Source organism: Rothia sp. HC945 (assembly GCF_051370785.1).
Taxonomy (GTDB): domain Bacteria; phylum Actinomycetota; class Actinomycetes; order Actinomycetales; family Micrococcaceae; genus Rothia.
In genome coordinates, this window is sequence record NZ_JBFCSN010000001.1 from 744,973 (window position 1) to 768,928 (window position 23,956).

Sequence of the window (23,956 nt, forward strand, 5' to 3'; positions counted from 1 at the left end):
CCGCGGAAATGGTGGCGCGCTGAAGGCGGCCCGGAGCAAGAGCAACTAAAAGGGTCGTCCATAAGGGTTTCAGTGTAGCGCGGAGAATCCCCCGAAGGTATGGAAAGAGCCTGGGAGTCCGGGCTTTTCGATCCGAGCGAACACGGAGGGACGCTCGGGGTCGCTCCGGTGCGCGCCCGAGACGGGTGCCTCGGGCGCATGCCGAAGGTCAGACCAGCCAGGACTGGGAGCGCGCACGCCCTTCGTCGTACCCGGATGCGGCCTGGACCCCGACGACGGCACGGTCATGGAACTCTTGCAGGTCCGAAGCGCCCGCGTAGGTCATGGAGGATCGCAGACCCGCCGTGATTTTGTCGACGATGTCCTCCGCACTAGGGCTCGCAGAATCGATGTACATCGTCGAGTTGGAGATCCCTTCCTCGAACATGGCCTTCCGGGCACGAGTGAACGGGTCTTCCTGCCGTGTCCGGTGTTTGACGGCCCTGGTCGAGGCCATGCCGAAGCTCTCCTTGTAGAGGCGGCCGTCGTCGTCCCGGTGCAGTTCGCCCGGCGACTCGAAGGTTCCCGCAAGCCATGAGCCCACCATGACCTGGCTCGCACCGGCGGCCAGCGCGAGGGCTACGTCGCGCGGATGCTTGACCCCGCCGTCTGCCCACACGTGTTTGCCCATTTCGCGCGCAGCGCTCGCGCATTCCAGAACCGCGCTGAACTGCGGACGCCCCACGGCCGTCATCATTCGGGTCGTGCACATGGCCCCCGGTCCCACACCGACCTTGACGATGTCCGCCCCAGCCTCGATGAGGTCCCGCGTTCCGTTCGCGGAGACCACGTTTCCGGCCACAATCGGGACCTCGGGCTCGAGAGACTTCACCGCGGCGAGAGCATCGAACATCTTCTTCTGGTGTCCGTGGGCGGTGTCGACCACCAGCACGTCCGCGCCCGCACGGAGGAGGCCCTCGGCTTTGGCCGCGACGTCGCCGTTGATTCCGACGGCCGCTCCCGCGATCAGGGAGCCCTGGGCGTCGAGGGCGGGCCGGTAGGTGGCGGCACGAACGGCACCGGAGGTCGACATGACCCCGGCGTAGAGTCCCTCGCGAACCACGACGGCCAGTTCGATGCCCAGCTCTTCGCACTCGCCGAATACTTGTCGCAGCGCCGCGTTGCGCTCTGCGCTGCCCCATGCGGCGTCGGGAGCCAGATCGGATGCGTCGAGGAGAAGGGGAATCGGGTGCATGACCGACTCGACCGAGGCGGCGGGGTCCTCATTCTGGCTCTCGTCCCGCCGGAGGATACCCACGGGGCGGCCGTCCTCGTCGACGACGACGGCCTCGTCAAAACGCCGGTCGCCCAGACGACGCAACGCATGATCGATCGAAGTATCCGGCGAGACGATCACGGCCGACTCGAGCAGAGGGTCGGCACCCTTGACTTCCTCGATGATGCGTTGCGCCGCGTCGGCGGGAACGTCCTGGGGCAAGATGGCCAAACCGCCGCGTCGGGCCAGAGTTTCCATCATCCGGGCGCCGGAGACGGCGGTCATATTCGCGGCCACGAGGGGGACCGTGGTGTCGGTCCCGTCCTGTGTTCCGAGGTCGGCGTCGAAGCGGGACGAAACCTCGGAGCGTGAGGGAACGAGAAAGACGTCGTTGTACGTCAGGTCGGTCGTGGGAGAATTCAGAAATCGCACTTGCCCCATGCTACCCAGGCCCGACGGATTCCGATACAGAGCCGACCACGCTGTGGACAAGCGTGCCCATACCGTGTCGGCCGACACATGGTCGCGTGATGTCCCGATCTCGGTCGTGACACAGCCCGTATTCGGGTGGATAACGTCGACTGAACCCTAATAGACTCGACCCGAGAGGTTGCGCCATCTCGCACTGTCGCGAGATCTTCGGCGGCTCCCTGGGGCCTGCTCGCCCCGAGAACCACCGCGCTTCGGCGGCATCCGGAATTCGGTAGGATCCACAAGAGGATACGGAAGGCTGAGCAGTTCAGCCCTGCCGGCATAAACAGCTAATGGAAGAGGCGTGAAGCTAGTGCCAGATCAGCCACATCACCAGATCCCTGAGGAATTTGCGGGTAACGAATGGCTCGTGGACGAGCTCTTCGAAAAGTACCAGCAGGACAAGAACTCGGTGGACAAGAAGTGGTGGCCCATCTTCGAATCCATGCAGGAGCAGGACAGCGGATCCTCAGCGGGTACCGACAAGAACACGGAGAAGTCTGCACGACAGGCTCCCGCAGAACCCCAGGCGGACAAGTCTCAGGCCGCCAAGCCCCAGGCCGCGCCGAGCAAGCCCGCGGCCACGACGCAGGCCGCGTCCTCCCAGCCGGAGCGGAAGTCCTCGCAGCCCGCGCAGAGCGCTGAGACCCCCAAGGCCGGTGCCAAGAAGGAAACCGACGCACCCCAGCAGGCGGGTGCGGACGCCAAGGAGTCTCCCACCACCAAGCGCCCGATCCCGGCACAGTTGCCGGAGGGCGGCAAGAACGACGTCGAGACCGAAGAGGACCGCGTCGAGACCCTCCGGGGCCCTGGCAAGGCCGTGGTCACGAACATGGAGGAGTCCCTCTCCGTTCCGACCGCAACCACGGTTCGCGCCGTGCCCGCCAAGGTCTTGATCGACAACCGCATGCTGATCAACGATTACCTCCGCCGGTCCCGAGGCGGCAAGGTCTCCTTCACCCACATCATCGGTTATGCGGTGGTCAAGGCGCTCAAGGCCTTCCCGTCGCAGAACGTCGTGTACGGCCAGAATGACAAGGGCAAGCCCGCGGCCATCCACCCCGCGCACATCAATTTCGGCCTGGCCATCGACATGCCCAAGCCGGACGGCTCCCGCAATCTCGTGGTTCCGAACATCAAGAAGGCCGAGAACCTCAACTTCGCCGAGTTCTGGAACGCCTACGAGGACATGGTCAAGCGGGCCAGGGACAACAAGCTCTCGGTCGAAGACTTCAAGGGAACCACCGCTTCGCTGACCAACCCGGGCGGAATCGGTACCGTCCACTCGGTGCCCCGCCTCTCCGCCGGCCAGGCGTGCATCATCGGCGTCGGCGCCTTGGACTACCCGGCCGAGCGCCGTGGGACCTCCCCCAAGACCCTGGCGCGGGAAGGCGTCTCGAAGATCCTGACCCTGACCTCGACCTACGATCACCGCGTGATCCAGGGTGCGGGATCCGGCGAGTTCCTGAAACTCATTGATCAGTATCTGCTCGGCGAGCACGGCTTCTATGACGAAATCTTCGAGGTCCTGCGCATCCCGTTCGAACCGGTCCGTTGGGCCGTGGACAACCAGGTCAACCCGGAAGAAGAGGTCAACAAGGTTGCCCGGATCCAGCAGCTGATTCACGCCTACCGGGTCCGCGGCCACCTGATCGCCGAGGTCAACCCGTTGGAATACGTGATGCGCAAGCATCCTGATCTCAACATCGCGACCTACGGCCTGACCTTGTGGGACCTCGACCGCGAATGGCCCACGGGTGGCTTCGGGGACGCCCCCAAGCTCTCCCTCCGCAACATCCTCGAGCTCCTGCGCGACGCCTACTGCCGCACACTGGCCGTCGAGTACATGCACATCGAATCGCCGAGCGAACGCCAGTGGTTCCAGCAACAACTCGAGCATGGGTACACCAAGCCCAGCCGCGACGAGCAGTTGCGCATCCTGGGCAAGCTCAATGCGGCGGAAGCCTTCGAGACCTTCCTGCAGACCAAGTACATCGGCCAGAAGCGTTTCTCCCTCGAGGGCGGCGAGTCCCTGATCCCGTTGCTCGACTCGATCATCTCGGGCGCCGCGGACGACGGTCTCGCCGGAGTCGGCATCGGCATGGCCCACCGCGGTCGCCTGAACGTGCTGACCAATATCGCCGGCAAGTCCTACGCCCAGGTCTTCCGCGAGTTCGAGGGCGAGCAGGATCCCCGCCTCGTCGGCGGCTCCGGCGACGTCAAGTACCACCTCGGTACGGAAGGCGTGTTCACCTCCGACGGCGGCAACGAAACACAGGTCTACCTCGCCGCGAACCCGTCCCACCTCGAAGCAGTGAATCCGATCCTCGAAGGCATCGTGCGTGCCAAGCAGGATCTCCTGGACGAGGGCGGCGACTCGGAGAACTCCTACGGCGTGCTGCCGATCCTGGTCCACGGCGACGCCGCATTCGCCGGTCAGGGCATCGTGGCCGAGACCATGCAGATGTCGCAGCTGCGCGGCTACAAGGTCGGCGGCACGGTGCACATCGTGGTCAACAACCAGGTCGGTTTCACCACGACGCCGGGCGAGGGCCGCTCCTCGACGTACTCGACCGACGTCGCCCGCATGATCCAGGCGCCGGTCTTCCATGTGAACGCGGACGACCCCGAGGCCGTGGTCCGTGTGGGCCAGCTGGCCTTCGAATACCGCCAGCGGTTCAACAAGGATGTCGTGATCGATCTCGTGTGCTACCGCCGTCGCGGCCACAACGAGGCGGACGACCCGTCAATGACGCAGCCGATGATGTACCAGCTGATCGAGGCCAAGCGCTCGACCCGCAAGCTGTACACGGAATCCCTGGTCGGTCGCGGTGACATCACCCAGGACGAGGCGGACCGCGCGCTCCAGGACTACCAGGAACGTCTCGAGCGCGTCTTCACCGAAACCCACGAGGCCCAGACCTCATCGGCCCCCCTCGTCACCGGGGACGCCGCCGCGGTGTCGAATATCGAACGCCCTGCGGCCCAGCAGATCGAGGACTCCGTCTACTCCCCCGACACCACCGCGGTCTCGAAGGACGTCGTCGCCCGCGTGGGCGAGGTCCACAACGAGATGCCGGAGGGCTTCCAGGTTCACAAGAAGCTCGGTCAGCTGGTCAAGAAGCGCTACGAGATGTCGACCAACGGCAACATCGACTGGGGCTTCGGCGAATTGATCGCTTTCGGTTCACTGCTCATGGACGGCATCCAGGTCCGCATGTCGGGTCAGGACGTCCAGCGCGGTACGTTCGTCCAGCGCCACTCGGTTCTTCACGACACCCAGTCGAATGCCGAGTGGGTTCCGTTGCGGAATCTGGCAGACGACCAGGCCAAGTTCATGATTTACAACTCCCTGCTCTCTGAGTACGGCGTCATGGGCTTCGAGTACGGCTACTCCGTGGAGCGTCCGGACTCGTTGGTCATCTGGGAAGCTCAGTTCGGCGACTTCTTCAACGGCGCACAGACCGTCATTGACGAGTTCATCTCCTCGGCCGAGCAGAAGTGGGCACAGCGTTCCTCGCTCGTACTCATGCTCCCGCATGGTTACGAAGGCATGGGCCCGGACCACTCGTCGGCACGCATGGAGCGTTTCCTGCAGATGTGCGCCGAGAACAACATGACGATTGCCGTGCCCTCCACCCCGGCCAATCACTTCCACCTGCTTCGCCGCCACGTGTACAGCAGGCCGCATCGGCCGCTGGTGATCATGACGCCGAAGCAGTTGCTGAGGCTGAAGGCCGCGACGTCGAGCGTCGAGGACTTCACGGAAGGCGATTTCCAGAGGGTCATTCCGGACCAGGCTGGACTCAACGATGCGGACGTCAACCGCGTCATCCTGGTCTCGGGTCGTCTGTACTACGACCTGATCGCGCGGCGGGAAAAGAAGAACGCGAATCGGACGGCCATCGTCCGGGTCGAACAGCTCTATCCGCTCCCGCTCGAGGAAATCAAGGAGCAGCTGTCCCGTTATCCGGAGGCGGAGGTTCTGTGGGCACAGGACGAGCCAGCCAACCAGGGCCAGTGGCCGTACCTGACGACGTCCTTGCTTCCTCTCCTGGACCGCGACATCCGTCTGGTGTCCCGCGCGGCCTCCGCGTCGCCTGCAACCGGTACCGGCAAGCGCCACCAGGCCGAGCTCGAGCATCTCGTGCAGCAGGCCGTCGAGCAGTAACCGGCATGTCGCCGTCGAGCCCCTGCTCTCGCCGTGGTTCCATGGTGGGAGCGGGGGCTCGGACATGCGGAGACCTCAAAGAACGTTTATCGTTACGTTAGATGCGATCGTTGGACTCCCCCTCGACGGGTTCCCATCGGTCTGACGCCGGAAACAACAGAAAGATTCTCGTGGAGCAACGAAACATTCGGATCGTGGCGGTCGGAGACGACTTGCTGGCAGGTATTGGTGACCCGCGCGCCCTCGGGTGGTTCGGTCGTGTCATGGCGCGCACACCGCAGAATGTGGCACCCGTGGTCTCGTACAACCTGGCAGCTCCCGGTGAGGGCAGCGAGACGCTGAACGAGCGCTGGTTCGAGGAGGCGAGTCGGCGTTTTGCCAGCGGAGCTGACAATCGTCTCGTCGTCGCCCCTTCGACCTTCGACATCGATACGGGCCTCACCAGCGCGCGCAGTCGCCTGAACCTCGCCAACATGGTGGATCTGGCCTCCCAGAACAACATCAAGGTCCTGGTCGTCGGTCCCCCGCCGACCCTCGACTCCGAGCGCAACCGACGCATCGCAGATCTTTCCGCGGCCTACGCGGATGTGACCACGCGCCGCCGTCATGTCTACGTCGACACGTTCAACCCCTTGCAGCACCACGAGCAATGGCGTCAGGACCTGGCGGCGAATGACGGCCGCCCCGGGCAGGCCGGGTACGGGTTGATGGCGTGGCTGGTCCTGCACCGCGGCTGGTACTCCTGGCTGCAGCTGCCCGAACAGCACTGAACGCACATCACACCCGGACCCCGGGTGAGAATGTGCACCCGGCTCGTAGGATCTGGCACAATTGAACACAGTGCCCAATGTCCCGTGTCCGTGCCTACGCACGGAGACGGTCCGCACTGGGCTGACCAGCACCATGGCCGCACGTCGCACCATCGGGCGACGATGCGCGGAAGGAGGCTCATATGAGCAAGCGTGGACGCAAGCGCAAGGATCGCCGTAAGAATTCAGCCAACCACGGCAAGCGCCCCAACTCCTGAGCAACTGACCTCAGGATCCCGGCCAGCCGCGGAGCCGCTGATCACCTCGTGACCAGCGGTCCGGTTGAAAGCGAAGGGCTGAGATGCATTCATGCATCTCAGCCCTTCGCTGTATCCGGGCCCGCACCATTGCGGCCCTCTTCGAACCGGAGGCCCCGAGGGTCGAACCGGAGGCCCCGAGGGCCCGTCATGGACCGGCCCGTTCCCGCGTCACGAAGCCATCGGGCGATCCGTGGGGTCGGACGGCTTCTGTGTCCCGAGACCGGAGTGGTCGTGTTCGGTGGACTCGGTGCTGTCCCGGAGGGAGTCGATCCTGTGCAGGATTGACTGCTTGAGCTCGTCCGGGGCGTGCTCGCAACACGACCGCTTGACCGCGGTACGGATCACGCACTCGAGGTCGTACTCCCTCGCACAGGTCTCACACTCGTTGAGGTGGGTGCAGATGTCTTCGATGTCTTCCGCGGAAAGAGCGCCGTCGAGGTATTCGTAGATCCGTTGGATCTGTTCGTCGCGGCACCCGCCGCTTTCCTGGCAGTCTGTCATAGTCCTTTCCTTCCTCACGATGGGCGTTCTCACCGCTGTTCGGCGCCCTGGGCGCCGCTCGAATTCTTGTTCTTCCGGGTTCCCGACGACGCCTTCCGGCCGCCCTCGGTGCTGAAACCCAAACCGGAGGCGTATTCCGCCAACTGCTCGCGCAGGAGCCGCCGTCCCCGGTGCAATCTGGACATCACTGTCCCGATCGGAATGTCGAGGATCTCCGCGATCTCCTTGTAGGCGAACCCTTCGACGTCGGAATAGTAGACGGCCATCCTGAAGTCCTCGGGCAGGGACTGCAACGCGCTCTTGACGTCCGAATCCGGCAAATGTTCGAGGGCCTCGGACTCTGCCGACTTCAGCCCCGACGAGGTGTGAGCCGAAGCCTGGACCAGTTGCCAGTCTTCCACCGAGTCGGTGTTCGCCTGGTGAGGTTCACGTTGCCTCTTGCGATAGAGGTTGATGTACGTGTTCGTCAGGATCCGATACAGCCACGCCTTGAGGTTGGTCCCGGGCTTGTACTGGTGAAAGGCGGAGAAAGCCTTGGTGTACGCTTCCTGGACCAAATCCTGCGCATCCGCCTGGTTGCGAGCCATGCGCAAGGCGGCAGCGTAGAGCTGATCGATGTACTGCATTGCTTCCCGTTCGAAACGAGCCTTGCGCTCCTCGTCCGATTCACGGGACAGATCGACTGAGTCCACGGATTCCTTCCGCTTGGGCCTGCTGATGAATTCACCCCAGTCTAGAAGGTTTGGCGGCTCAGATGCTCGGCGCGTCGGATTCGACGGCGTCTCGACGGTGGCGACCACCTAGCACCCCTTCCCCAGTTCGGTTCCATAAGCTTGTCGTGGATTGCAACGGCACCGGACCGCGTTGTATTCCGACACATTCGGCCGATGTTCGCAGGAGAAGAAACGGCACGGCAGCTTGTACGTTCGTTGGCCCCATCACATAGGATGATGGAGAACCCACGGGTTGGCGTGCGGCATCCCATCGATGCCGGGGCGCGTCAGCCCACGTTGAGGAGGAAACATGACCATTGTTCGCAAGCTCGCTCGTCCCATCCTGGCGGCTTCTTTCATCTACAACGGCGTCAACCGCCTTCGCACCCCCGAGTCGACCCAGCACCTGAAGCCGGCGATCGATGCCGCGGCGAAGGCCTCTCCGCAACTCGCGCCGTTGCGCGGCCAGGAACGCCTCGTCGGTCAGGCCATCGCCGCCACGCAGGTCGGTGCGGGTGCTCTCTTCGCCCTGGGCCGCTTCCCGCGTCTCTCCTCCACGCTGTTGCTGGCCGCCGGTACGATCAACGCTTATGTCGACTTCGTGAGCGCCGAAGCCGACACGAAGGAACAGAAGGAAGCCCGCATTGCCGACGGCGTCAAGAACGCGTCCCTGGTGGGAGCGGTCGCGCTGACCTCGGTCGACACCGAGGGCAACCCGTCGCTCGCGTGGCGCGCCGGCAAGCTCAGCGAGGACGTCAAGAAGAAGTCCAACAAATTCGGTGACGATCTGAAGAAGAAGTCCGACGACGTCTTCGGAAACTGATGCACGCCGTGCTCGGACGCGGTGATCGTCCGTGATGCCATCGGGGGCCCGTCTTCGTACGGGCCCCCGATGGTGCTTAAAGTAAGCCATGTGCCCTGACGCAGACATCGACACCGAGGTAGATTCTTGACCCTTCCCGCAACCGGCGATTGGCCCGCTCCCCAGGTCCTCCCGACCACTTCCTGGAATGCACGAGTCCGCGTGCCCGGTTCCAAATCACTGACGAACCGGTATCTTCTTCTCGCCGCTGCAGCGGACGGCCCCAGCACTCTCCGCGGGGCCCTCGACTCCAGGGACTCCGCGCTGATGATGACCGCCCTGGAGAGTCTCGGAGCGAAGTTCTCGAAGGACGGCGGAACGGTGCGGGTCACGCCGATTCCGGCCGGAGCCAACACGCGCGGTGATGAGATCGTCGACATCGATACCGGCCTCGCCGGAACCGTCATGAGATTCGTGCCCCACCTGGCCGCGGCCCTGAATGTCCCGGCCGCCTTCGACGGGGACGAGGGCGCACGCCGTCGCCCGATGGCTCCGATCATCGAGGCCCTCCGCCAGCTGGGGTGCGAGGTCGACGACGCGGGAACCGGGACCTTGCCCTTTACCGTTCGATCACGACCGGCAGAACCTGTCCCCGAGGACATCTCCCCTCCCCCGAAAACGGTCCGGATCGACGCGAGCGCCTCGAGCCAGTTCCTTTCCGCGGCCCTGCTGACGGGATGTTTCCTGAGCGGCGGGTTGCGCCTCGAGCATGTCGGCAATGACGTCCCTTCCCTCCCCCATGTGGAGATGACCGCGCAGACGCTCGCCGAATACGGCATCGAAGTGCGTACCGAGGGACCGACCGCCTGGACCGTGCTTCCGGGCGTACCGCACGCCCACGACGTCGCCGTCGAACCGGACCTGTCCAATGCGGGCCCGTTCCTTGCCGCCGCCGTGGTCACGGGCAACAGCGTCGTGATTCCGGACTGGCCGTCGGAGACCACCCAGGGTGGCGACCAATGGCGCCGGATCCTCCCCGAATTCGGCGCCCGGGTCCGCACCGACGGTTCGGACCTGGTCGTGACCGGCCCGGAAGGCGGCGCTCGGGAGGGCAGCGTGCCCGGCGTCGACCTCGACCTGTCCGAGTGCGGTGAGCTCGCACCGACGGTCGCAGCCATCGCGGCGGTCGCATCCGGCCCGTCGCGGTTGAGGGGTATCGGCCACCTGCGCGGTCACGAAACGGACCGGCTCAAGGCTCTGGTCACCGAAATCGATCGACTGGGCGGCGAGGCCGAGGAAACCACCGATGGTTTGCGGATCACCTCACCCGCACGGCACGGAGACTTGTTCAGAACCTACGAGGACCACCGCATGGCCACGGCGGGGGCGGTGATCGGCCTCGTGGTCCCCGACGTCGTCGTCCAGAACGTCGAGACAACCTCCAAGACCTTGCCTGGATTCACCGGAATGTGGGAGGCCATGCTCCGCGGAGGGGACGTGTGATGCGTCGTCGTTCGTCGGGCAATTGGGACGAATCGGATGTACGGATCCGTGCCAATAAGCGGGGCTCTCGCCCTCGAACCAAGGACAGGCCGGCCCACGAGGACGCCGTGGTGGGTCGGGTCGTGACCGTGGACCGTGGCCGGTACACGGTCGACCTCGGCTCTGACGGTCCGGGAACCGAAGTCACGGCGGTCCGCGCCAAGGATTTGCGCCGCGTTCCTGTGGTTGTGGGCGATCTGGTCGGACTCGTGGGCGACACCTCAGGTGCGGAAGGGTCTCTGGCCAGACTCGTCAGGGTCGAGGACCGTGCCACGGTCCTCCGTCGCAGCGCCGACGACACCGACCCGGTCGAACGGGTGGTAGTCGCCAACGCGGGACAGCTCGTCATCGTGGTCGCCGCGGCCAACCCGACGCCGCGCACGGGGTTCATCGACCGCAGCATCGTCGCGGCCTACGACGCAGGTCTTGAGCCCGTGCTGTGCGTGACCAAGACGGACCTGGGCGACCCGACTCCCCTGCGCGACTACTACGCCGCAACGTCGTTGAGGATCCTTTCGAGTTCGCCCGAACGTCCTGAGGAGGCGGCGGCTCCGGCGGGCCGACACGAGAGCCTGCCCCTCAACCCGACCATGATCGAGGCCATGCGGTCGCTCCTCGACGGCCACGTCAGCGTGTTCCTGGGGCATTCCGGTGTCGGCAAGTCGACGCTGGTCAACGCGCTGGCCGGGACTTCCCGGTCGACCGGCGGGGTCAACGAGGTCACCGGACGTGGACGTCACACCTCGTCGTCTGCCCTGGCCATATCTCCTCCCTGGGGCGGCATCGGCACCTGGGTCGTGGACACGCCCGGCGTCAGGTCATTTGGTTTGGCGCATGTTCCCAAGGAATCCATCGTCGAGGCCTTCGAAGATCTGGCCCCCGGATATGCGGACTGCCCCAAGGGGTGTACGCACGCGGCCGACGCCGCCGGGTGCGGGATCCAGGGGCTCGTGGATTCGGGACGCGCAGGATCGTGCGGAGCGCGGCGGCTCGAATCACTACGTCGCCTCCTGGGTGTCGCGGCCGAGGACGGGCTGGACCAGATGAAGGAGCTCGGCACGACGACCTGACCGGGTGGTGTCCCACGCATGGGATAGCCTGGAATTTATGAATTCAGTGAGCCCCTACAACGATGACATGCGCCTGGCGCACGTCATGGCCGATGCGGTCGACCGCTACACGCTCGGGAAATTTCAGGCTCAGGACTTCACGGTCGAGACCAAGCCGGATCTGACTCCGGTGACGGATGCTGACCGTGAGGCCGAGGAGCTGATCCGCTCCCACCTGTCCCGGGCACGTACGCGGGACGCCGTCGTGGGCGAAGAATTCGGTTCGACCGGTTCCTCACCCCGCCAGTGGGTCGTGGACCCGATCGACGGAACAAAGAACTTCGTGCGGGGTGTCCCCGTGTGGGCCACCCTGATTGCCCTGATGGATGAGGGAAAGCCGGTCGTCGGCCTGATCTCGGCCCCGGCGCTGCAACGTCGTTGGTGGGCCGCCGAAGGCAGCGGCGCTTTCACCGGCCGTTCGATTGCCAAGGCACGCCGAATCGGCGTCTCCGAGGTCACCTCGCTGCGCGACGCGTCCTTGTCCTTCTCGTCTCTCTCCGGTTGGAAGGACCTCGGCCGACGCCAGCAATTCCTGGACCTTGCCGATGAGGTCTGGAGGGTCCGCGCCTTCGGGGACTTCTGGTCCTATTGCCTCGTGGCCGAGGGTGCCGTGGACATAGCCTGCGAGCCTGAACTGAGTCTCCACGACATGGCGGCGCTGGTTCCGATCGTGACCGAGGCCGGCGGCCGCTTCACGTCGCTGGATGGCACGGACGGTCCCCACGGAGGAAACGCCGTCGCGACGAACGGGCATCTGCACCATCGCGTCCTGGAAAAACTGGCCGCCGAGGGACCGGAGCCGGCGGCGTCCGAAGAAGTCGCCGAGGACGAGGCCTGACCCCTTCCTGAAACGGTCGGTTCGCACCGTTCCGTACCCGCAGACATAGCGAGGCCCCGTCACCGAGTGGTGACGGGGCCTCGCTGTGTCTGCGGGAAGCGAATGCTCGGAGAAATCAGTAATCCGATTCCATGTAGGAATTCACGCATTCTTCGAAGCCTGCGCTGTTGGCCGCGGAGTATCCGCCGCAGTGTTCGGCCGCCTCGTTGGCGACCGAGAAGCCGATCGCGAAGATCACGCCCAGAAGCACGGACAGGATGACGCCGATCGCGCCCAACACGATGCCGATGATCGGCATGGCCTTCCCCGCACCCGGGGTCTTGGCCAGTTTTCTGATGGCGACGATACCGAGGACGATCGCCACGATTCCGGCGAGGCCGGGGAGGACCAGCCAGCACAGAACCACGCTGGCAATACCGCAGATCAGGGCAGCCAGGCCCATCCCCCAACCGTTCGGGCGATCCCCGGCACGCGCTGGATACTGCTGGTAATTCGGTTGGGCGTAGTTGCCCGGCTGGTACTGGGGTTGGTTGTAGTAGCCGTTCTCCCCCTGCTGACCGTAGCCGTTGTCCTGAATGGGCTGGTAGCCACCCTGCTGGCCGTACCCGGACTGGCCCTGTTGCCCGTACCCGGGTTGGCCCTGCTGGCCATACTGTGGCTGAGCCTGCCCGGGCTCGCCGTACTGACCGTATGAGGGTTGCTTGCGCCCCGACGGCGAGCCCTCATTCCCGTAGGCGCCGTACTGGGGTTGCTCGCGGTTCTCCGAACCGCGCCACGGGGTGGAACCGCCCGCGGATTCCTGGGGGTCGTTCTGGCCGAACCGCGGGGCTGAGCTGCTGCCTCCGGACTCCGGTTCGTGGTTCTCAGATGAGGGGTTGTTGGTCACGGTGACTTCTCCTCGTTTCCGTTGGCTCGACGCCCGTCTTTCCATATGTCAACTATTTATTATTCAATCACACCGGCCCGTGGCCCGGGGTACAACAATGCCCGGCTCCCCCGAGGGGGAGCCGGGCATTGAGCGAGTGGAGATGCGGGGAATCGAACCCCGGTCCGATGCAGCTTTGCCAGGGTTTCTCCGGGCGCAGTTCGTGTCACGGTGTTTTCGGCTCCGGCACTCCCACGAACGGGTTGCCGCCGAACCTATCCGCACAAAATGTTCACCAGCCCCCTACGGAGAGGGACTGGAGCAGTGGCTTTCTCAACTGATACTAGGAACCGGGTCGAAAGCGAACCCGGGCTAGCAGACTGCTCTGGCTACTTACGCAGCGAGAGCGAAGTCAGTGCGCTTTTCAGATTTGGCACTTATTGTTTTGCAGAGAACGTTTACGAGATGACCCTGCATTCTCGGCCCGCTTCACCTGCCGCAACTGGCATCGTCGAAACCGATCATCCCCATATGCTATTTTCAAACATCCCATCGGATGACTGGGTTGCCTGTCGGCACCCGCCCCGTCCGGGCCTTTTCACTATACTCCGTCCACGAGCCCTTGAAAACCCCACGCCGCCAAGCCTCGATCCGTCGACCGAGGCCACGCGGAGACCCGGAGCCTTCGGATCGACTAGACTTGACGAATATGGCTTCCACCGATTTCTCCGCAGCGCTCAAGGATCTCCGCGCCACCTATGCCCAGATCGAGCAGGTCAGCGACGTCGAGGGTCTGCGCGCAACGATCGCGGACCTCTCTGAGTCCGCAGCCGCTCCGAACCTCTGGGACGATCCCGAGGCCGCGCAGAAGGTGACCTCCGAGCTCTCCCACCGGCAAACCGAACTGGATCGCTTGGAGAAGCTGTCCGGGCGGATCGACGATCTCGAAACGATGGTGGAGCTGGCCCAGGAGGAAGAGGACTCCGACCTCCTCGCGGAGGCGGAGTCAGAACTCGTTTCCGTGCGGAAGGCTCTGGCAGACCTGGAGATCGTGACCCTGCTGTCCGGCGAATACGATCCCAGGGAAGCCGTGGTGACGATTCGAGCGGGAGCGGGCGGCGTCGACGCCGCTGACTTCTCCGAAATGCTGATGCGGATGTACTTGCGCTGGGCGGAGAAGCACGGTTACGCCACCAAGGTCCTGGATACCTCGTACGCCGAGGAAGCCGGCCTCAAGTCCGCGACCTTCGAGGTCAAGGCGCCGTATTCCTTCGGTCGGCTGTCCGTGGAGGCGGGGACGCACAGGCTCGTGCGCATCTCCCCCTTCGACAATCAGGGACGTCGTCAGACCTCGTTCGCCGCGGTCGAAGTCATCCCCCTGATCGAGCAGACGGACAGCATCGAGATCCCCGAGAACGAAATCAAAGTGGATGTGTTCCGCTCCTCCGGCCCGGGTGGGCAGTCCGTGAACACCACGGACTCGGCGGTGCGCATGACCCACATTCCGACCGGCATCGTCGTGTCGATGCAGAACGAGAAGTCGCAGATCCAGAACAGGGCCGCGGCCCTGCGCGTGCTCCAGTCTCGGCTGCTCCTCCAGCGTCAGGAGGAAGAGAACGCGAAGAAGAAGGAACTCGCGGGTGACGTCAAGGCCTCGTGGGGCGACCAAATGCGGTCCTACGTGCTGAACCCATACCAGATGGTCAAGGACCTGCGGACCAATCACGAAGAGGGCAACCCCAGCGCCGTCTTCGATGGATCCATCGAAGAATTTATCGATGCCGGAATCCGTTGGCGCGCCAGTGGGCGCCACACGGATCATTCATAGACCATTCGCCGATGCCCCGACGGGCAGAAGAATCAGATCAAGACTCATGGCCACAAAGAACGACGACGGGCGCAAGGTCATCGCGACCAACCGCAAAGCCCGACACGATTACCACATCATCGAAACCTACGAAGCCGGAATCGCCCTCATGGGCACCGAGGTGAAGTCCCTCCGTGATGGAGGGGCCTCGATTGCCGACGGCTTCTGCCAGCTGACCCGCGGTGAACTCTGGGTCGAGAACATTCACATCGCCGAGTACGGCCGAGGCTCGTGGACCAACCACGAGGCCCGACGCCGCCGCAAACTGCTCCTGCACCGCCAGGAACTCAACAAGCTGGATCAGAAGTCCCGGGAGACCGGTTACACGATCGTGCCCCTGCAGCTGTACTTCCGTGATGGGAAGGCGAAGATCGAGATCGCGTTGGCCAAGGGCAAGCGCGAGTACGACAAGCGGCATGCATTGCGCGAGGCACAAGACAAGCGCGAGGCCGAGCGCGCCATGCGCTACCGCAATCTCGCTTAGGAGACGGTGGGTCCCGTGGGCGGCTCCTGTTGCGTGTACGCCCGTTGCCGCTCTCGGGCTCCCATGGTGATGTGCCGCAAGTCCGTCATCTGTTCGCCGAACCTGGACCCCAAGGCGAACACAAAACCCCTAGGTGGCCCTAGGTACCTGAGGAAAGGCGGCAGGCCGCCACACCTCAAGAATCTGGTCTATCTTGCGCAGTGCCAGCACAACGGTCAACACCGCGTAACCCACCGCTTCTTACTAATTGCCCTACACCTTGGCGCAAGGCCGACTAGGCTCAAACAAACCAATCTATATTATCACCCCCTCGAAAACAAAAAATTAGTTGCATATTGTCTACGACTAGTTTCGATTACTAATCGTCACATGAATACCACTAATGTCACGACCGCGTTTCGTGCATCCACCACTGTCCATCATCATGCACTTCACATTCCCCCTTACCCACAGCTGCCGCCGAGTATTGGCAGGTTAGCTTATCATCGTACGGTCCATGGATTACTTCTTCTGAAGCGCTAGCAGGCGAAAGCGCAACGAATCCAAGCATCGTAGCGCCAGCAACCACAGCTGAAGTCTTACCAATTGCTTTAAGCATCCCAAACTCCTTAACTATTGGCGATCTATCATTACGATGCCGACAGTATCTGATGCCACTCGTGACGTCAATCCTGACTCGCGTATCAGAATGATTAAATATTGCAGATTTTGGCCCCACGCGATTGGTCAATTCGTAAATAATTCCCACTTCAAGATTTCCATGTACTGGAATCGATGACGATTTCACATTCCTAAGTTTGGGATCACATATACTCGCCCACCCTCGAATTCATCTCCCTCTAGCCAACCCCTCCCTTCTAATCCGATGCCCAAATCCAGAACCACGCAGTCAGAAGGAGCTCCGCATCGCCTGGACGAATGGAGGGGAGCACGACACAAAATGCGCTTGCATCGCACACAAGGACGCATCGCGTCTTACTCCATACATCTAGATATTCTCAGTGAAACCGGCCAATGACCTATCCACCTCTCCGTGCCCCATCGACTCCACCTTGGCCCACCCAAAACGCAGTGTGTTTACTTCCGGGTTTGCCTCGTTCACCGAGCCGAATCACCTGCACGCCACGCCCAAACAGAAAACTACCCGGCTATAGTCACCCATGCACAAGTTTTCCAAGATTGCATTCGGGCACGAATTTAATCAGAAATAATTCGCAGAGCACGACTCCTTCACCAGCTATCGAAACACTCTGATTTGTTTAAACCATTCTCACATTAGGTCGGTTTGTTCCCAGAGAACGGATTTGCGCACTGGCCACCCCGATCACCCTTGCCATAAACAATATCCGAACAATTGTGGTTCCATCCAACTTAGGATTGAAAGTGTTCATCATGCACCAGGACACCTCCCGTGCGAGACTAGATATAAGCACTCCGAGGTACTATAGACTATTAAGTGAATTTTGCTAGATATTTATGAATATTATGGAAACATAGCCACCATCCACTGGAAAAGAAATAATTTTTTATCCTAGTAACGACGGGCTGGCGAAATAATACCTTGTTATCTAATATCGAATGGTATGCAACCATCTATGCCGAGCATCTGGCGCTTTATCTCAAACTAGAGATCTAGTGCACTCATTTTTTCCTGTTCCAATGTCACCCAATTACTATAGCAAAGTGGTGAGAATATAATTTATTTTTGGAAGACATATCTCTGCATCGTCGAGTTCTATCAGCACATGCTATTCGATTCCTATCAATTTATTGTCAAGGAGTGCGCCCGAACGAAGATTCATTTTGTATCGTTGGTAAATTGGCGTTACAGAGGCTGTAGCTACCCTAGGAGGTCCCGCCTCAATCCTGCGAGAAATCTCCCTGAGTGTACGCCCGTTGCCGCTCTCGGGCTCCCATGGTGATGTGCCGCAAGTCCAACTGGTCATCGAACCCGGACCCCAACGCGCCCGCCACCACGCCCATGGACGCACTGAGCCACGCGATCGCCGAATAGTTGACCAGATCAACGTCACCGCCGATCACCGTGGCCATGAATCGCGGATCGATGACGATCACCCCCGCCACGAAGATGAAGACCCAGAGGACTATATACAGGGTGACCACGCAGAAGACAAGGGTCGTGACGGTCGATAGGTTGTACAGGAGCACGATGACCGACAACCTGTCGTATTTGGGTCGTTCCCACAGACGGTTGCTGACCAGCAGCCAGCCGACCATCGAAATGACGGCCAGCACCGAGATCACGAAAAGGCGCCCCGTACTGAGCGCCTCCGACATCTGCCAGATCGAATTGTAGAAAATACCGAAGGCCCCCGTGGCCGAGGCGGCCGCGAGCGCTCTGGAGAGTTTGGGTACGGTACGCCACGGTTCGTTCGCCATGATCACACCCATGACGGTCCGCGGCAGGCCCGTGCGAGGATCGGCCAACATGATCTGGCTCGCCCGGTCGTCACGGACGACCCATTTGCCCCAGCCGTCGTCGACATATGTCTCGGCAACATGCTCATCGCTCATGAGCCGGTACGCGCAGTCCGTCACGACCCTCATCAGCTTGGATTTGGTGGCCCAGGCCCCCAACGTGGGGCAGGAAATCACGGCCACGCGTTCTTCCGGGTAGGCCTCGGCAATGAGTGGGCGCTTGTCCAGATACCTCGGAATCTCCGTGAGGAGGATGACGACGTCGACCCGCCCTTCCGACAGATGTTCCACGACCCGGGTCTCCAGGGTGTTGTCGGGGCGAATCCTGATGAGCTCGCTCTGAGACTCGACCCGGACCTTCAGAGAGGAAAGGGCCTGGAGGCGGCTCTCCAGGGAATCCTGGATCGCCGAGACCCGCCCGGTGGGCAGGCCGGGGTCGGCAATCACGTACACAACCATCTCAGTCGGGCCCGGCACATTCGTCATTGCCAATACTTTACTCCTGCCCGGCGGCAGAATGAGAAGTGGCCCACTGTCAACATGACAGTGGGCCACAAAACGGTCGTTGCGATCCGGTGATCTACCCGTCGGGACGCAAGTGGCTGACGGCGTCACGGATGTCGCCGTCCTCCACGATCTTTCCGTTCTCGAGCACCACGCCGCGTTCGCACAGGCGCTTGACCATGTCCAGATCGTGGCTGACCACGATCAGCGTCTTGCCGCGCTGGGAGAGTTCCTTGATCTTCTTGATGCACTTCTTCTGGAAGGGTTCGTCTCCCACTGCCAGAATTTCGTCGACCAGGAAGATCTCGGGGTCGGTGTGCACCGCCACGGCAAAGGCCAGCCGCAGGTACATACCTGAGGAGTAGAACTTCACCTCGGTGTCGATGAACTGCTCGATCTCGGAGAACTCCACGATCGAGTCGAAGTTCTCGTCGATCTCGCTCTTGGTCATGCCCAGGATCGCGCCATTGAGGTAGACGTTGTCGCGCCCGGTCAGGTCCGGGTGGAATCCGGCGCCGACCTCGATCAGGCCGGCAATCCGACCGCGGGCGTGGATGTCTCCCTGGTCGCCGTGCATGACCCCCGAGATGAGCTTGAGCAGGGTGGACTTGCCGGAGCCGTTGAGCCCGAGCAGGGCGACCCTCTCCCCCTCGTGGATGTCCAGGGAAACCCCGTCCAGGGCGTTGAACTTTTCCGACAGGTCGCCCTTGCGCCCCTTGAGGAGCCAGACAAAGGCTTCCTTCATCGATCTTGTGTGCCGCAGAACGAAGCGCTTGACCAGGTTGTCGATCTTGATGACCACCGGTTCCGTCGAGGGAACGTACGGCGGCATCGGCTTCGAGAGTTCAGGATCATTGTCGAGCCAAGACACGATGAATCAGAGCTCCTGGGCGAAGTTGCCCTCGAACTTGCGGAAGAGCAAGTCGCCGACAACGACGGTGACGATGGCGATGACCACGGCAAGTGGCGTCCACAACGAAAGCAGATGCGGGGGAACGTGCCACTCGTATTCCAGGGTCGGATACCAGAAGGCGTAGTGGAACAGCTCCACGGACACCGTGATCGGGTTCGCGAGGTACAGGTGAAGAAGCCATTCCGGGGCCTTGTCGGCCACGCGCTCCCAGGCGTACATGATCGGGGACACCCAGGTCAGGACCATCAGGAGAAGATCCACCAGGTTCTCCGAGTCCCGGAAGAACACGTTGGCCACGCCGAAGATGAGCCCCAGTCCGTAGGCGAACGCGGTGAGAATGCACATTCCGACGACGGCGCACGCGACCTGAATCGGGTTCGGGTGCCAGCCGACCACGAAGTCCGCGATCAACAGGACCAGCAATTGCGGCGCGAAGTGGATGAGACCCACCCCGATGGTCGAGACCGAGAACAGTTCTCGGGGCAGATAGATCTTCTTGATCAGGTCACCGTTGCCCACGAAACAGCGGGCACCGTTCCCAAAGGCCTCACCGAAGTAGTTGATGAGCACGATTCCGGAGAACAGGTAGACCGCGTAGTTCTCGAGATTCTTGTTGAGGTCCAGGAACACGCCGAGGGCCAGATAGAAGACGATGAACTGCACGCCCGGCTTGACGTAGGACCAGAGAATGCCGAGGATCGAGCCCCGGTAACGGACCTGGAGTTCCTTGTCCACCAGGAGTCGGAGGAGGAAGGTGTGCTTGGGGACGTCCAGGATGCCTCGGCCACGGCCGGGCCTCCGGAAGTCTCTGTTGGCTATTTCTGTGGTCATCGTTTGAGTTCGGAATCCGTATGCTGATCGAAGGTTTGTTTCCAGGCTTCGAGTGATGTGATGCGGGATGCCGCCTCACGATACTGCTTCCTCAGGGAAGGCCAGTTCCGCAAGATGTCGGCGTGCAGCCGCGTCGCTTCGAAAAGCTTGTTGCGCAACTGCTCCGGCTGGCGACGGTACCACGACACGGCGGTGCCCTCCGCGTTGGAGACCAGGGCCGAATCGTATTGGGACATACGCCACCAACGGTTGTCCTGGTGCGCAATGTGTGCCTGAGGATGCTCGTGGGTTTCTTCGTCCACGGGCTTGACCAGCTGCTTGGTCACCGTCTTGAGCGCCCAGGGAACGAGCGTCTTGTACGACGGTGCCTTGAATCCCCGGCCGTTGCGCGGAGGCTTGTTCATGTGGGGTTCGGGGAACTCCTCGATATCCTCCTTGAACTGGGCGTCCGAGTACTGCTTGGTCAGTGCTCGAATCTCCGGGAGCCGCTGGGGCTGGATTTCGTGCAATCGGTCCGGACCGGCCAGCACATCGCGCAAGGCCATGATGCGACCGTGTTCGGTGAAGTACTGCATCGAGATCAGATGCTTCACGTCGGCGTAGGACGATTCCCGCAAGAGCCGGCCGCCACGCTCGTACGGCGAGTGCAGGAGTGCCGCGATGATGCGGTTACGAATATGGAAGTAGGCCTGCCACCCGACCAGGTCGTCCTTGTCGATCCAGGACACGTGCCACACTGCGGCACCCGGCAACGACACCGTGTGGTAGCCCGCCCGCTTGGCGCGGAGCCCGTATTCGGCGTCGTCCCACTTGATGAACACGGGCAACGCGAGCCCGAGCTCCTTGATGATCTTGGTGGGGATGAGATCCATCCACCATCCGTTGTAGTCCACGTCCACTCGGCGGTGCAGCCACGGGGTGCTGCGCAGGTTCGACTTCATGAAGTCGTGGCCGAGGGTCTGGTCCTCGTGCGGCAGGTCAGGCTGGAACCGGTAGGTGTTGACGATCTCGCCGAAGGTGTGGAGCACCGTGCGGTTGTAGAGGTCGAACATGTGCCCACCGACGATGGTCGGCTTGCGGCACAGGTCGGCAAAAGTCAGCAACCGGATGATCGACTCGGGCTCGACGACGACGTCGTCGTCCAACAGCAGCGCGTAGTCGCTGCCGTTCTGGACGGATTCGTACATTCCGCGGGAGAACCCGCCCGAACCGCCCAAATTGGACTGGTTGATGATCCGCAGCTTGCCCTTGAGGCTCGCCGCGACCTCTTCGAAGTCTTCCTCGTCCTGGACCTTCTTGTTGCCCTGGTCAACGATGAGCAACTCTTCGATCGCGTCCATGGCCTCGGGAGACTGTGCCAGCGACCGGAGGTTGTTGAGGCAGAAGTCAGGCTTGTTCAGCGTGGTGATCTCGAGGGTGATCCGGCCCGGTTCCAACGTGGCGTCCGTGTATCCCTCCCAGTCCGCCTTTTCCAGAGTGAGCGAGTCATTGCCCGCAATGAGGTCGAACCAGTACCAGCCGCCGTCGCCGAAGGGCTTGAGGGGAAGGTCGAAGGTCGAATGGGTCTTGCCCGCCACCCGGCGCGAGTCCACCCGCTGGAGCGATCCGCGAGCGTTGGACTTGTAGATGATGACCGTGCCTTCGCCCTGAGTATGGACGGACAGCCGGATGTCATCGATACACGTCCACCGCTTCCAGTAGGAGGCGGGAAAGGCGTTGAAGTATGTCCCGAAGGACAGGCGAGAGCCTGCGCGAATCAGGGTCGATCTCCGGTCAATGAAATCTTCCGCGTGGGCTTCCGACGAGGCCGACGAGGACCCCGAGCTGTCCTGGTCCGAGGACTTCTTCTTTCCCGTGGGAAGCGAGTCATCGGTTCCGAGGGCACCGTTCATGGTCGACAGCTGTACGCCCGCCGTCTGACCGGAGTCGACGTACAGCGGAACGGTGTCCATCTGTTCAGCCGGCGGGAAGATGACACGCTGTAGCGTCTTGATGATTTCGGGCTTGGATTCCGTCAGATGATTGCTCATGCGTCGACTCCCCCGCTTTCGAGCTTGGCCCCGCCTTGGAAGTGCGGCTTGATTTTGTTGTCGAACATGGACAGTGCCGAGCCGATGGCCATGTGCATGTCCAGGTACTTGTAGGTGCCGAGGCGTCCGCCGAAGAGGACGGACTTCTCCCCGCGAGCCAGGTCCCGGTACTTCAGAAGCTTCTGGCGGTCCAGATCAGTGTTGATCGGGTAGTACGGTTCGTCGCCCTTGTCGGCGAAGCGCGAGAACTCCCGCATGATGACCGTCGCGTCCTTGGTGTAGTCGCGCTCGGGGTGGAAATGGCGGAATTCGTGGATGCGGGTGAAGGGAACGCCCTCATCCGGGTAGTTCATGACGGAGCACCCCTGGAAGTCCTCGATCGGCAGAACTTCTTCTTCCAGGTCAATGGTCCTCCACGACAAGTCGCCCTCGGCGAAGTCGAAGTACCGGTCCACGGGGCCGGTATAGACCACGGGCACCTGCCCCAGGACCTTGGACCGTGAGAACTCGTGATTGTCGTTGAAGAAATCGGTGTCGAGACGGACGTCGATGTTGGGGTGGTCGGCCATGCGCTCGAGCCAGGCCGTGTATCCGTCGACCGGCAGTCCTTCGTGAGTATCACTGAAGTAGCGGTTGTCGTAGGTATACCGGACGGGCAAGCGATTGATGATCGAGGCCGGAAGGTCCTTGGGATCCGTCTGCCACTGCTTGCCGGTGTAATGCTTGATGAACGCTTCGTAGAGGGGCCGTCCGATGAGCTGGATGCCCTTGTCGTTGAGGTTCTCCGGGTCCGTTCCGGCGAGTTCTCCGGCCTGTTCCTTGATCAGGTCGCGAGCTTCCTGCGGGCTGTAGGCCGAACGGAAGAACTGGTTGATGGTCCCCAGGTTGATCGGCATGGGGAAGACTTCGTCATTGTGGCGCGTGTAGACGCGGTGGACGTAGTTGGTGAACTGAGTGAACCGGTTGACGTATTCCCAGACCCGCTCATTGGACGTGTGGAACAGGTGAGCACCATACCGGTGGACCTCGATCCCCGTCTTCTCTTCCTTCTCGCTGTAGGCGTTTCCGCCGATGTGCGAGCGACGGTCAAGCAGGGCAACCTTGAGTCCCAACTCGGTAGCCGCTTGCTCGGCGATGGTCAATCCGAAAAGACCAGATCCTACGACCACTAGATCTGCGTTCACGCAAAACTCCTGTTGCTCTTGAGCCGGTGCCCGAGGGAGGCCCCGACTGACCTGTCCGTTCCCGACCGGGGTGCGGGCACGGACCTCTCGACTGTGATCCTAGTAGAAAGCACGCGACGACCATTCATCTGCCGGTCCGTCACACCTCTTCACCGGGAGTCCCGACCTACCAAGCTACAACACGGCGAGGAAACTTGCCTCGATCCCCAGCGGATGGTCAGCATGAATTTCATCCGGGCTCCGACGTGCAGTAATGAGCCGGTTCATCCACAGTCCCGAATTCTCGGGGATTGCGGGGCGAAAATGCACAATCTCGCTCCCTCGCCAGGATGTCATCCCCCATTCATGCCTCACCGGCATTCAATCAG

The 23,956-nt window shown here is 62.2% G+C and carries 17 protein-coding genes, 1 other RNA gene and 1 pseudogene; 9 read left to right on the plus strand and 10 right to left on the minus strand.

All coding sequences use genetic code 11. From position 1 onward, the window contains the following. Positions 1–208 precede the first annotated feature (208 nt). On the minus strand, positions 209–1,687 hold the full coding sequence (locus AB0Y14_RS03265; protein ID WP_436587820.1) for a GuaB1 family IMP dehydrogenase-related protein: 1,479 nt from the start codon (positions 1,685–1,687) through the stop codon (positions 209–211). A gap of 352 nt (positions 1,688–2,039) precedes the next feature. Between AB0Y14_RS03265 and AB0Y14_RS03270 the strand changes: the two genes are divergently transcribed. From AB0Y14_RS03270 to AB0Y14_RS03280, 3 genes are all read left to right on the plus strand, one after another. Further along, positions 2,040–5,897 (plus strand): multifunctional oxoglutarate decarboxylase/oxoglutarate dehydrogenase thiamine pyrophosphate-binding subunit/dihydrolipoyllysine-residue succinyltransferase subunit, encoded by a 3,858-nt coding sequence (locus tag AB0Y14_RS03270; protein ID WP_436588812.1) that lies wholly within the window; start codon positions 2,040–2,042, stop codon positions 5,895–5,897. Between the two features lie 170 nt (positions 5,898–6,067). After that, on the plus strand, positions 6,068–6,667 hold the full coding sequence (locus tag AB0Y14_RS03275) for a GDSL-type esterase/lipase family protein (protein WP_129314137.1): 600 nt from the start codon (positions 6,068–6,070) through the stop codon (positions 6,665–6,667). A 182-nt stretch (positions 6,668–6,849) separates the two neighbouring features. Continuing rightward, positions 6,850–6,924, plus strand: a complete 75-nt coding sequence (locus AB0Y14_RS03280; protein WP_371858574.1) for a 50S ribosomal protein bL37 — start codon at positions 6,850–6,852, stop codon at positions 6,922–6,924. Between the two features lie 297 nt (positions 6,925–7,221). Here the strand turns inward: AB0Y14_RS03280 and rsrA are convergent. Together rsrA and AB0Y14_RS03290 are read right to left on the minus strand one after the other, a co-directional pair. Next, a pseudogene (gene rsrA, locus AB0Y14_RS03285) lies at positions 7,222–7,467 on the minus strand (mycothiol system anti-sigma-R factor); the annotation flags it as partial. Positions 7,468–7,496: 29 nt separating this feature from the next. Next, positions 7,497–8,159 carry a sigma-70 family RNA polymerase sigma factor gene (locus tag AB0Y14_RS03290; RefSeq protein ID WP_238692249.1) on the minus strand — a complete coding sequence of 221 codons (663 nt, stop codon included), beginning with the start codon at positions 8,157–8,159 and terminating at the stop codon, positions 7,497–7,499. A gap of 331 nt (positions 8,160–8,490) precedes the next feature. On the opposite strand from AB0Y14_RS03290, the gene AB0Y14_RS03295 reads away from it, so the two are divergent. From AB0Y14_RS03295 to hisN, 4 genes are all read left to right on the plus strand, one after another. Continuing rightward, positions 8,491–9,003: a DoxX family protein gene (locus AB0Y14_RS03295; RefSeq protein WP_436587821.1), complete on the plus strand. Its 513-nt coding sequence runs from the start codon at positions 8,491–8,493 to the stop codon at positions 9,001–9,003. 126 nt (positions 9,004–9,129) lie between these two features. Then, the gene (gene aroA, locus AB0Y14_RS03300; RefSeq protein WP_436587822.1) at positions 9,130–10,485 is read left to right on the plus strand and encodes a 3-phosphoshikimate 1-carboxyvinyltransferase; all 1,356 of its coding nucleotides are present in this window, start codon (positions 9,130–9,132) and stop codon (positions 10,483–10,485) included. Further along, on the plus strand, positions 10,485–11,594 hold the full coding sequence (gene rsgA, locus AB0Y14_RS03305; RefSeq protein ID WP_436587823.1) for a ribosome small subunit-dependent GTPase A: 1,110 nt from the start codon (positions 10,485–10,487) through the stop codon (positions 11,592–11,594). Before aroA ends, rsgA begins: the two co-directional genes overlap by 1 nt. A 37-nt stretch (positions 11,595–11,631) precedes the next feature. Continuing rightward, positions 11,632–12,471, plus strand: a complete 840-nt coding sequence (gene hisN, locus AB0Y14_RS03310; RefSeq protein WP_436587824.1) for a histidinol-phosphatase — start codon at positions 11,632–11,634, stop codon at positions 12,469–12,471. Between the two features lie 115 nt (positions 12,472–12,586). Here hisN and AB0Y14_RS03315 read toward each other — a convergent pair whose 3' ends face one another. Together AB0Y14_RS03315 and ssrA are read right to left on the minus strand one after the other, a co-directional pair. Then, positions 12,587–13,357 carry a DUF4190 domain-containing protein gene (locus AB0Y14_RS03315; protein ID WP_436587825.1) on the minus strand — a complete coding sequence of 257 codons (771 nt, stop codon included), beginning with the start codon at positions 13,355–13,357 and terminating at the stop codon, positions 12,587–12,589. 134 nt (positions 13,358–13,491) lie between these two features. Next, positions 13,492–13,865, minus strand: a transfer-messenger RNA (tmRNA) gene (gene ssrA, locus AB0Y14_RS03320). A 180-nt stretch (positions 13,866–14,045) separates the two neighbouring features. Here ssrA and prfB point away from each other — a divergent pair. Further along, positions 14,046–15,164, plus strand: a complete 1,119-nt coding sequence (gene prfB, locus AB0Y14_RS03325; protein ID WP_436587826.1) for a peptide chain release factor 2 — start codon at positions 14,046–14,048, stop codon at positions 15,162–15,164. A gap of 46 nt (positions 15,165–15,210) precedes the next feature. Continuing rightward, complete coding sequence (smpB, locus tag AB0Y14_RS03330; protein WP_436587827.1) at positions 15,211–15,687, plus strand: SsrA-binding protein SmpB; 477 nt, start codon at positions 15,211–15,213, stop codon at positions 15,685–15,687. A 1,860-nt stretch (positions 15,688–17,547) separates the two neighbouring features. Here smpB and AB0Y14_RS03335 read toward each other — a convergent pair. The 5 genes from AB0Y14_RS03335 to glf all read right to left on the minus strand — a co-directional run bounded on the left by AB0Y14_RS03335 (position 17,548) and on the right by glf (position 23,588). Continuing rightward, a complete protein-coding gene (locus AB0Y14_RS03335) occupies positions 17,548–18,612 on the minus strand; it encodes a hypothetical protein (protein WP_436587828.1) in 1,065 nt (354 codons plus the stop codon). A gap of 94 nt (positions 18,613–18,706) precedes the next feature. After that, on the minus strand, positions 18,707–19,462 hold the full coding sequence (locus tag AB0Y14_RS03340) for an ABC transporter ATP-binding protein (protein ID WP_436588813.1): 756 nt from the start codon (positions 19,460–19,462) through the stop codon (positions 18,707–18,709). 45 nt (positions 19,463–19,507) lie between these two features. Beyond that, positions 19,508–20,374 (minus strand): ABC transporter permease, encoded by an 867-nt coding sequence (locus AB0Y14_RS03345; protein ID WP_436587829.1) that lies wholly within the window; start codon positions 20,372–20,374, stop codon positions 19,508–19,510. After that, complete coding sequence (locus AB0Y14_RS03350; RefSeq protein ID WP_436587830.1) at positions 20,371–22,404, minus strand: glycosyltransferase; 2,034 nt, start codon at positions 22,402–22,404, stop codon at positions 20,371–20,373. Before AB0Y14_RS03350 ends, AB0Y14_RS03345 begins: the two co-directional genes overlap by 4 nt. Then, positions 22,401–23,588, minus strand: a complete 1,188-nt coding sequence (gene glf, locus AB0Y14_RS03355; RefSeq protein ID WP_436587831.1) for a UDP-galactopyranose mutase — start codon at positions 23,586–23,588, stop codon at positions 22,401–22,403. The genes AB0Y14_RS03350 and glf overlap by 4 nt, the downstream gene beginning before the upstream one ends. Positions 23,589–23,956 lie beyond the last annotated feature (368 nt).

Coding starts and splice junctions, on each gene's coding strand:
- AB0Y14_RS03295 (WP_436587821.1), top strand. CDS start 8,491: ATGACCATTGTTCGCAAGCTCGCTCGTCCCATCCTGGCGGCTTCTTTC.
- rsgA (WP_436587823.1), top strand. CDS start 10,485: ATGCGTCGTCGTTCGTCGGGCAATTGGGACGAATCGGATGTACGGATC.
- hisN (WP_436587824.1), top strand. CDS start 11,632: ATGAATTCAGTGAGCCCCTACAACGATGACATGCGCCTGGCGCACGTC.
- prfB (WP_436587826.1), top strand. CDS start 14,046: ATGGCTTCCACCGATTTCTCCGCAGCGCTCAAGGATCTCCGCGCCACC.
- smpB (WP_436587827.1), top strand. CDS start 15,211: ATGGCCACAAAGAACGACGACGGGCGCAAGGTCATCGCGACCAACCGC.
- AB0Y14_RS03335 (WP_436587828.1), bottom strand. CDS start 18,612: ATGACGAATGTGCCGGGCCCGACTGAGATGGTTGTGTACGTGATTGCC.
- AB0Y14_RS03340 (WP_436588813.1), bottom strand. CDS start 19,462: ATGCCGCCGTACGTTCCCTCGACGGAACCGGTGGTCATCAAGATCGAC.
- AB0Y14_RS03345 (WP_436587829.1), bottom strand. CDS start 20,374: ATGACCACAGAAATAGCCAACAGAGACTTCCGGAGGCCCGGCCGTGGC.
- AB0Y14_RS03350 (WP_436587830.1), bottom strand. CDS start 22,404: ATGAGCAATCATCTGACGGAATCCAAGCCCGAAATCATCAAGACGCTA.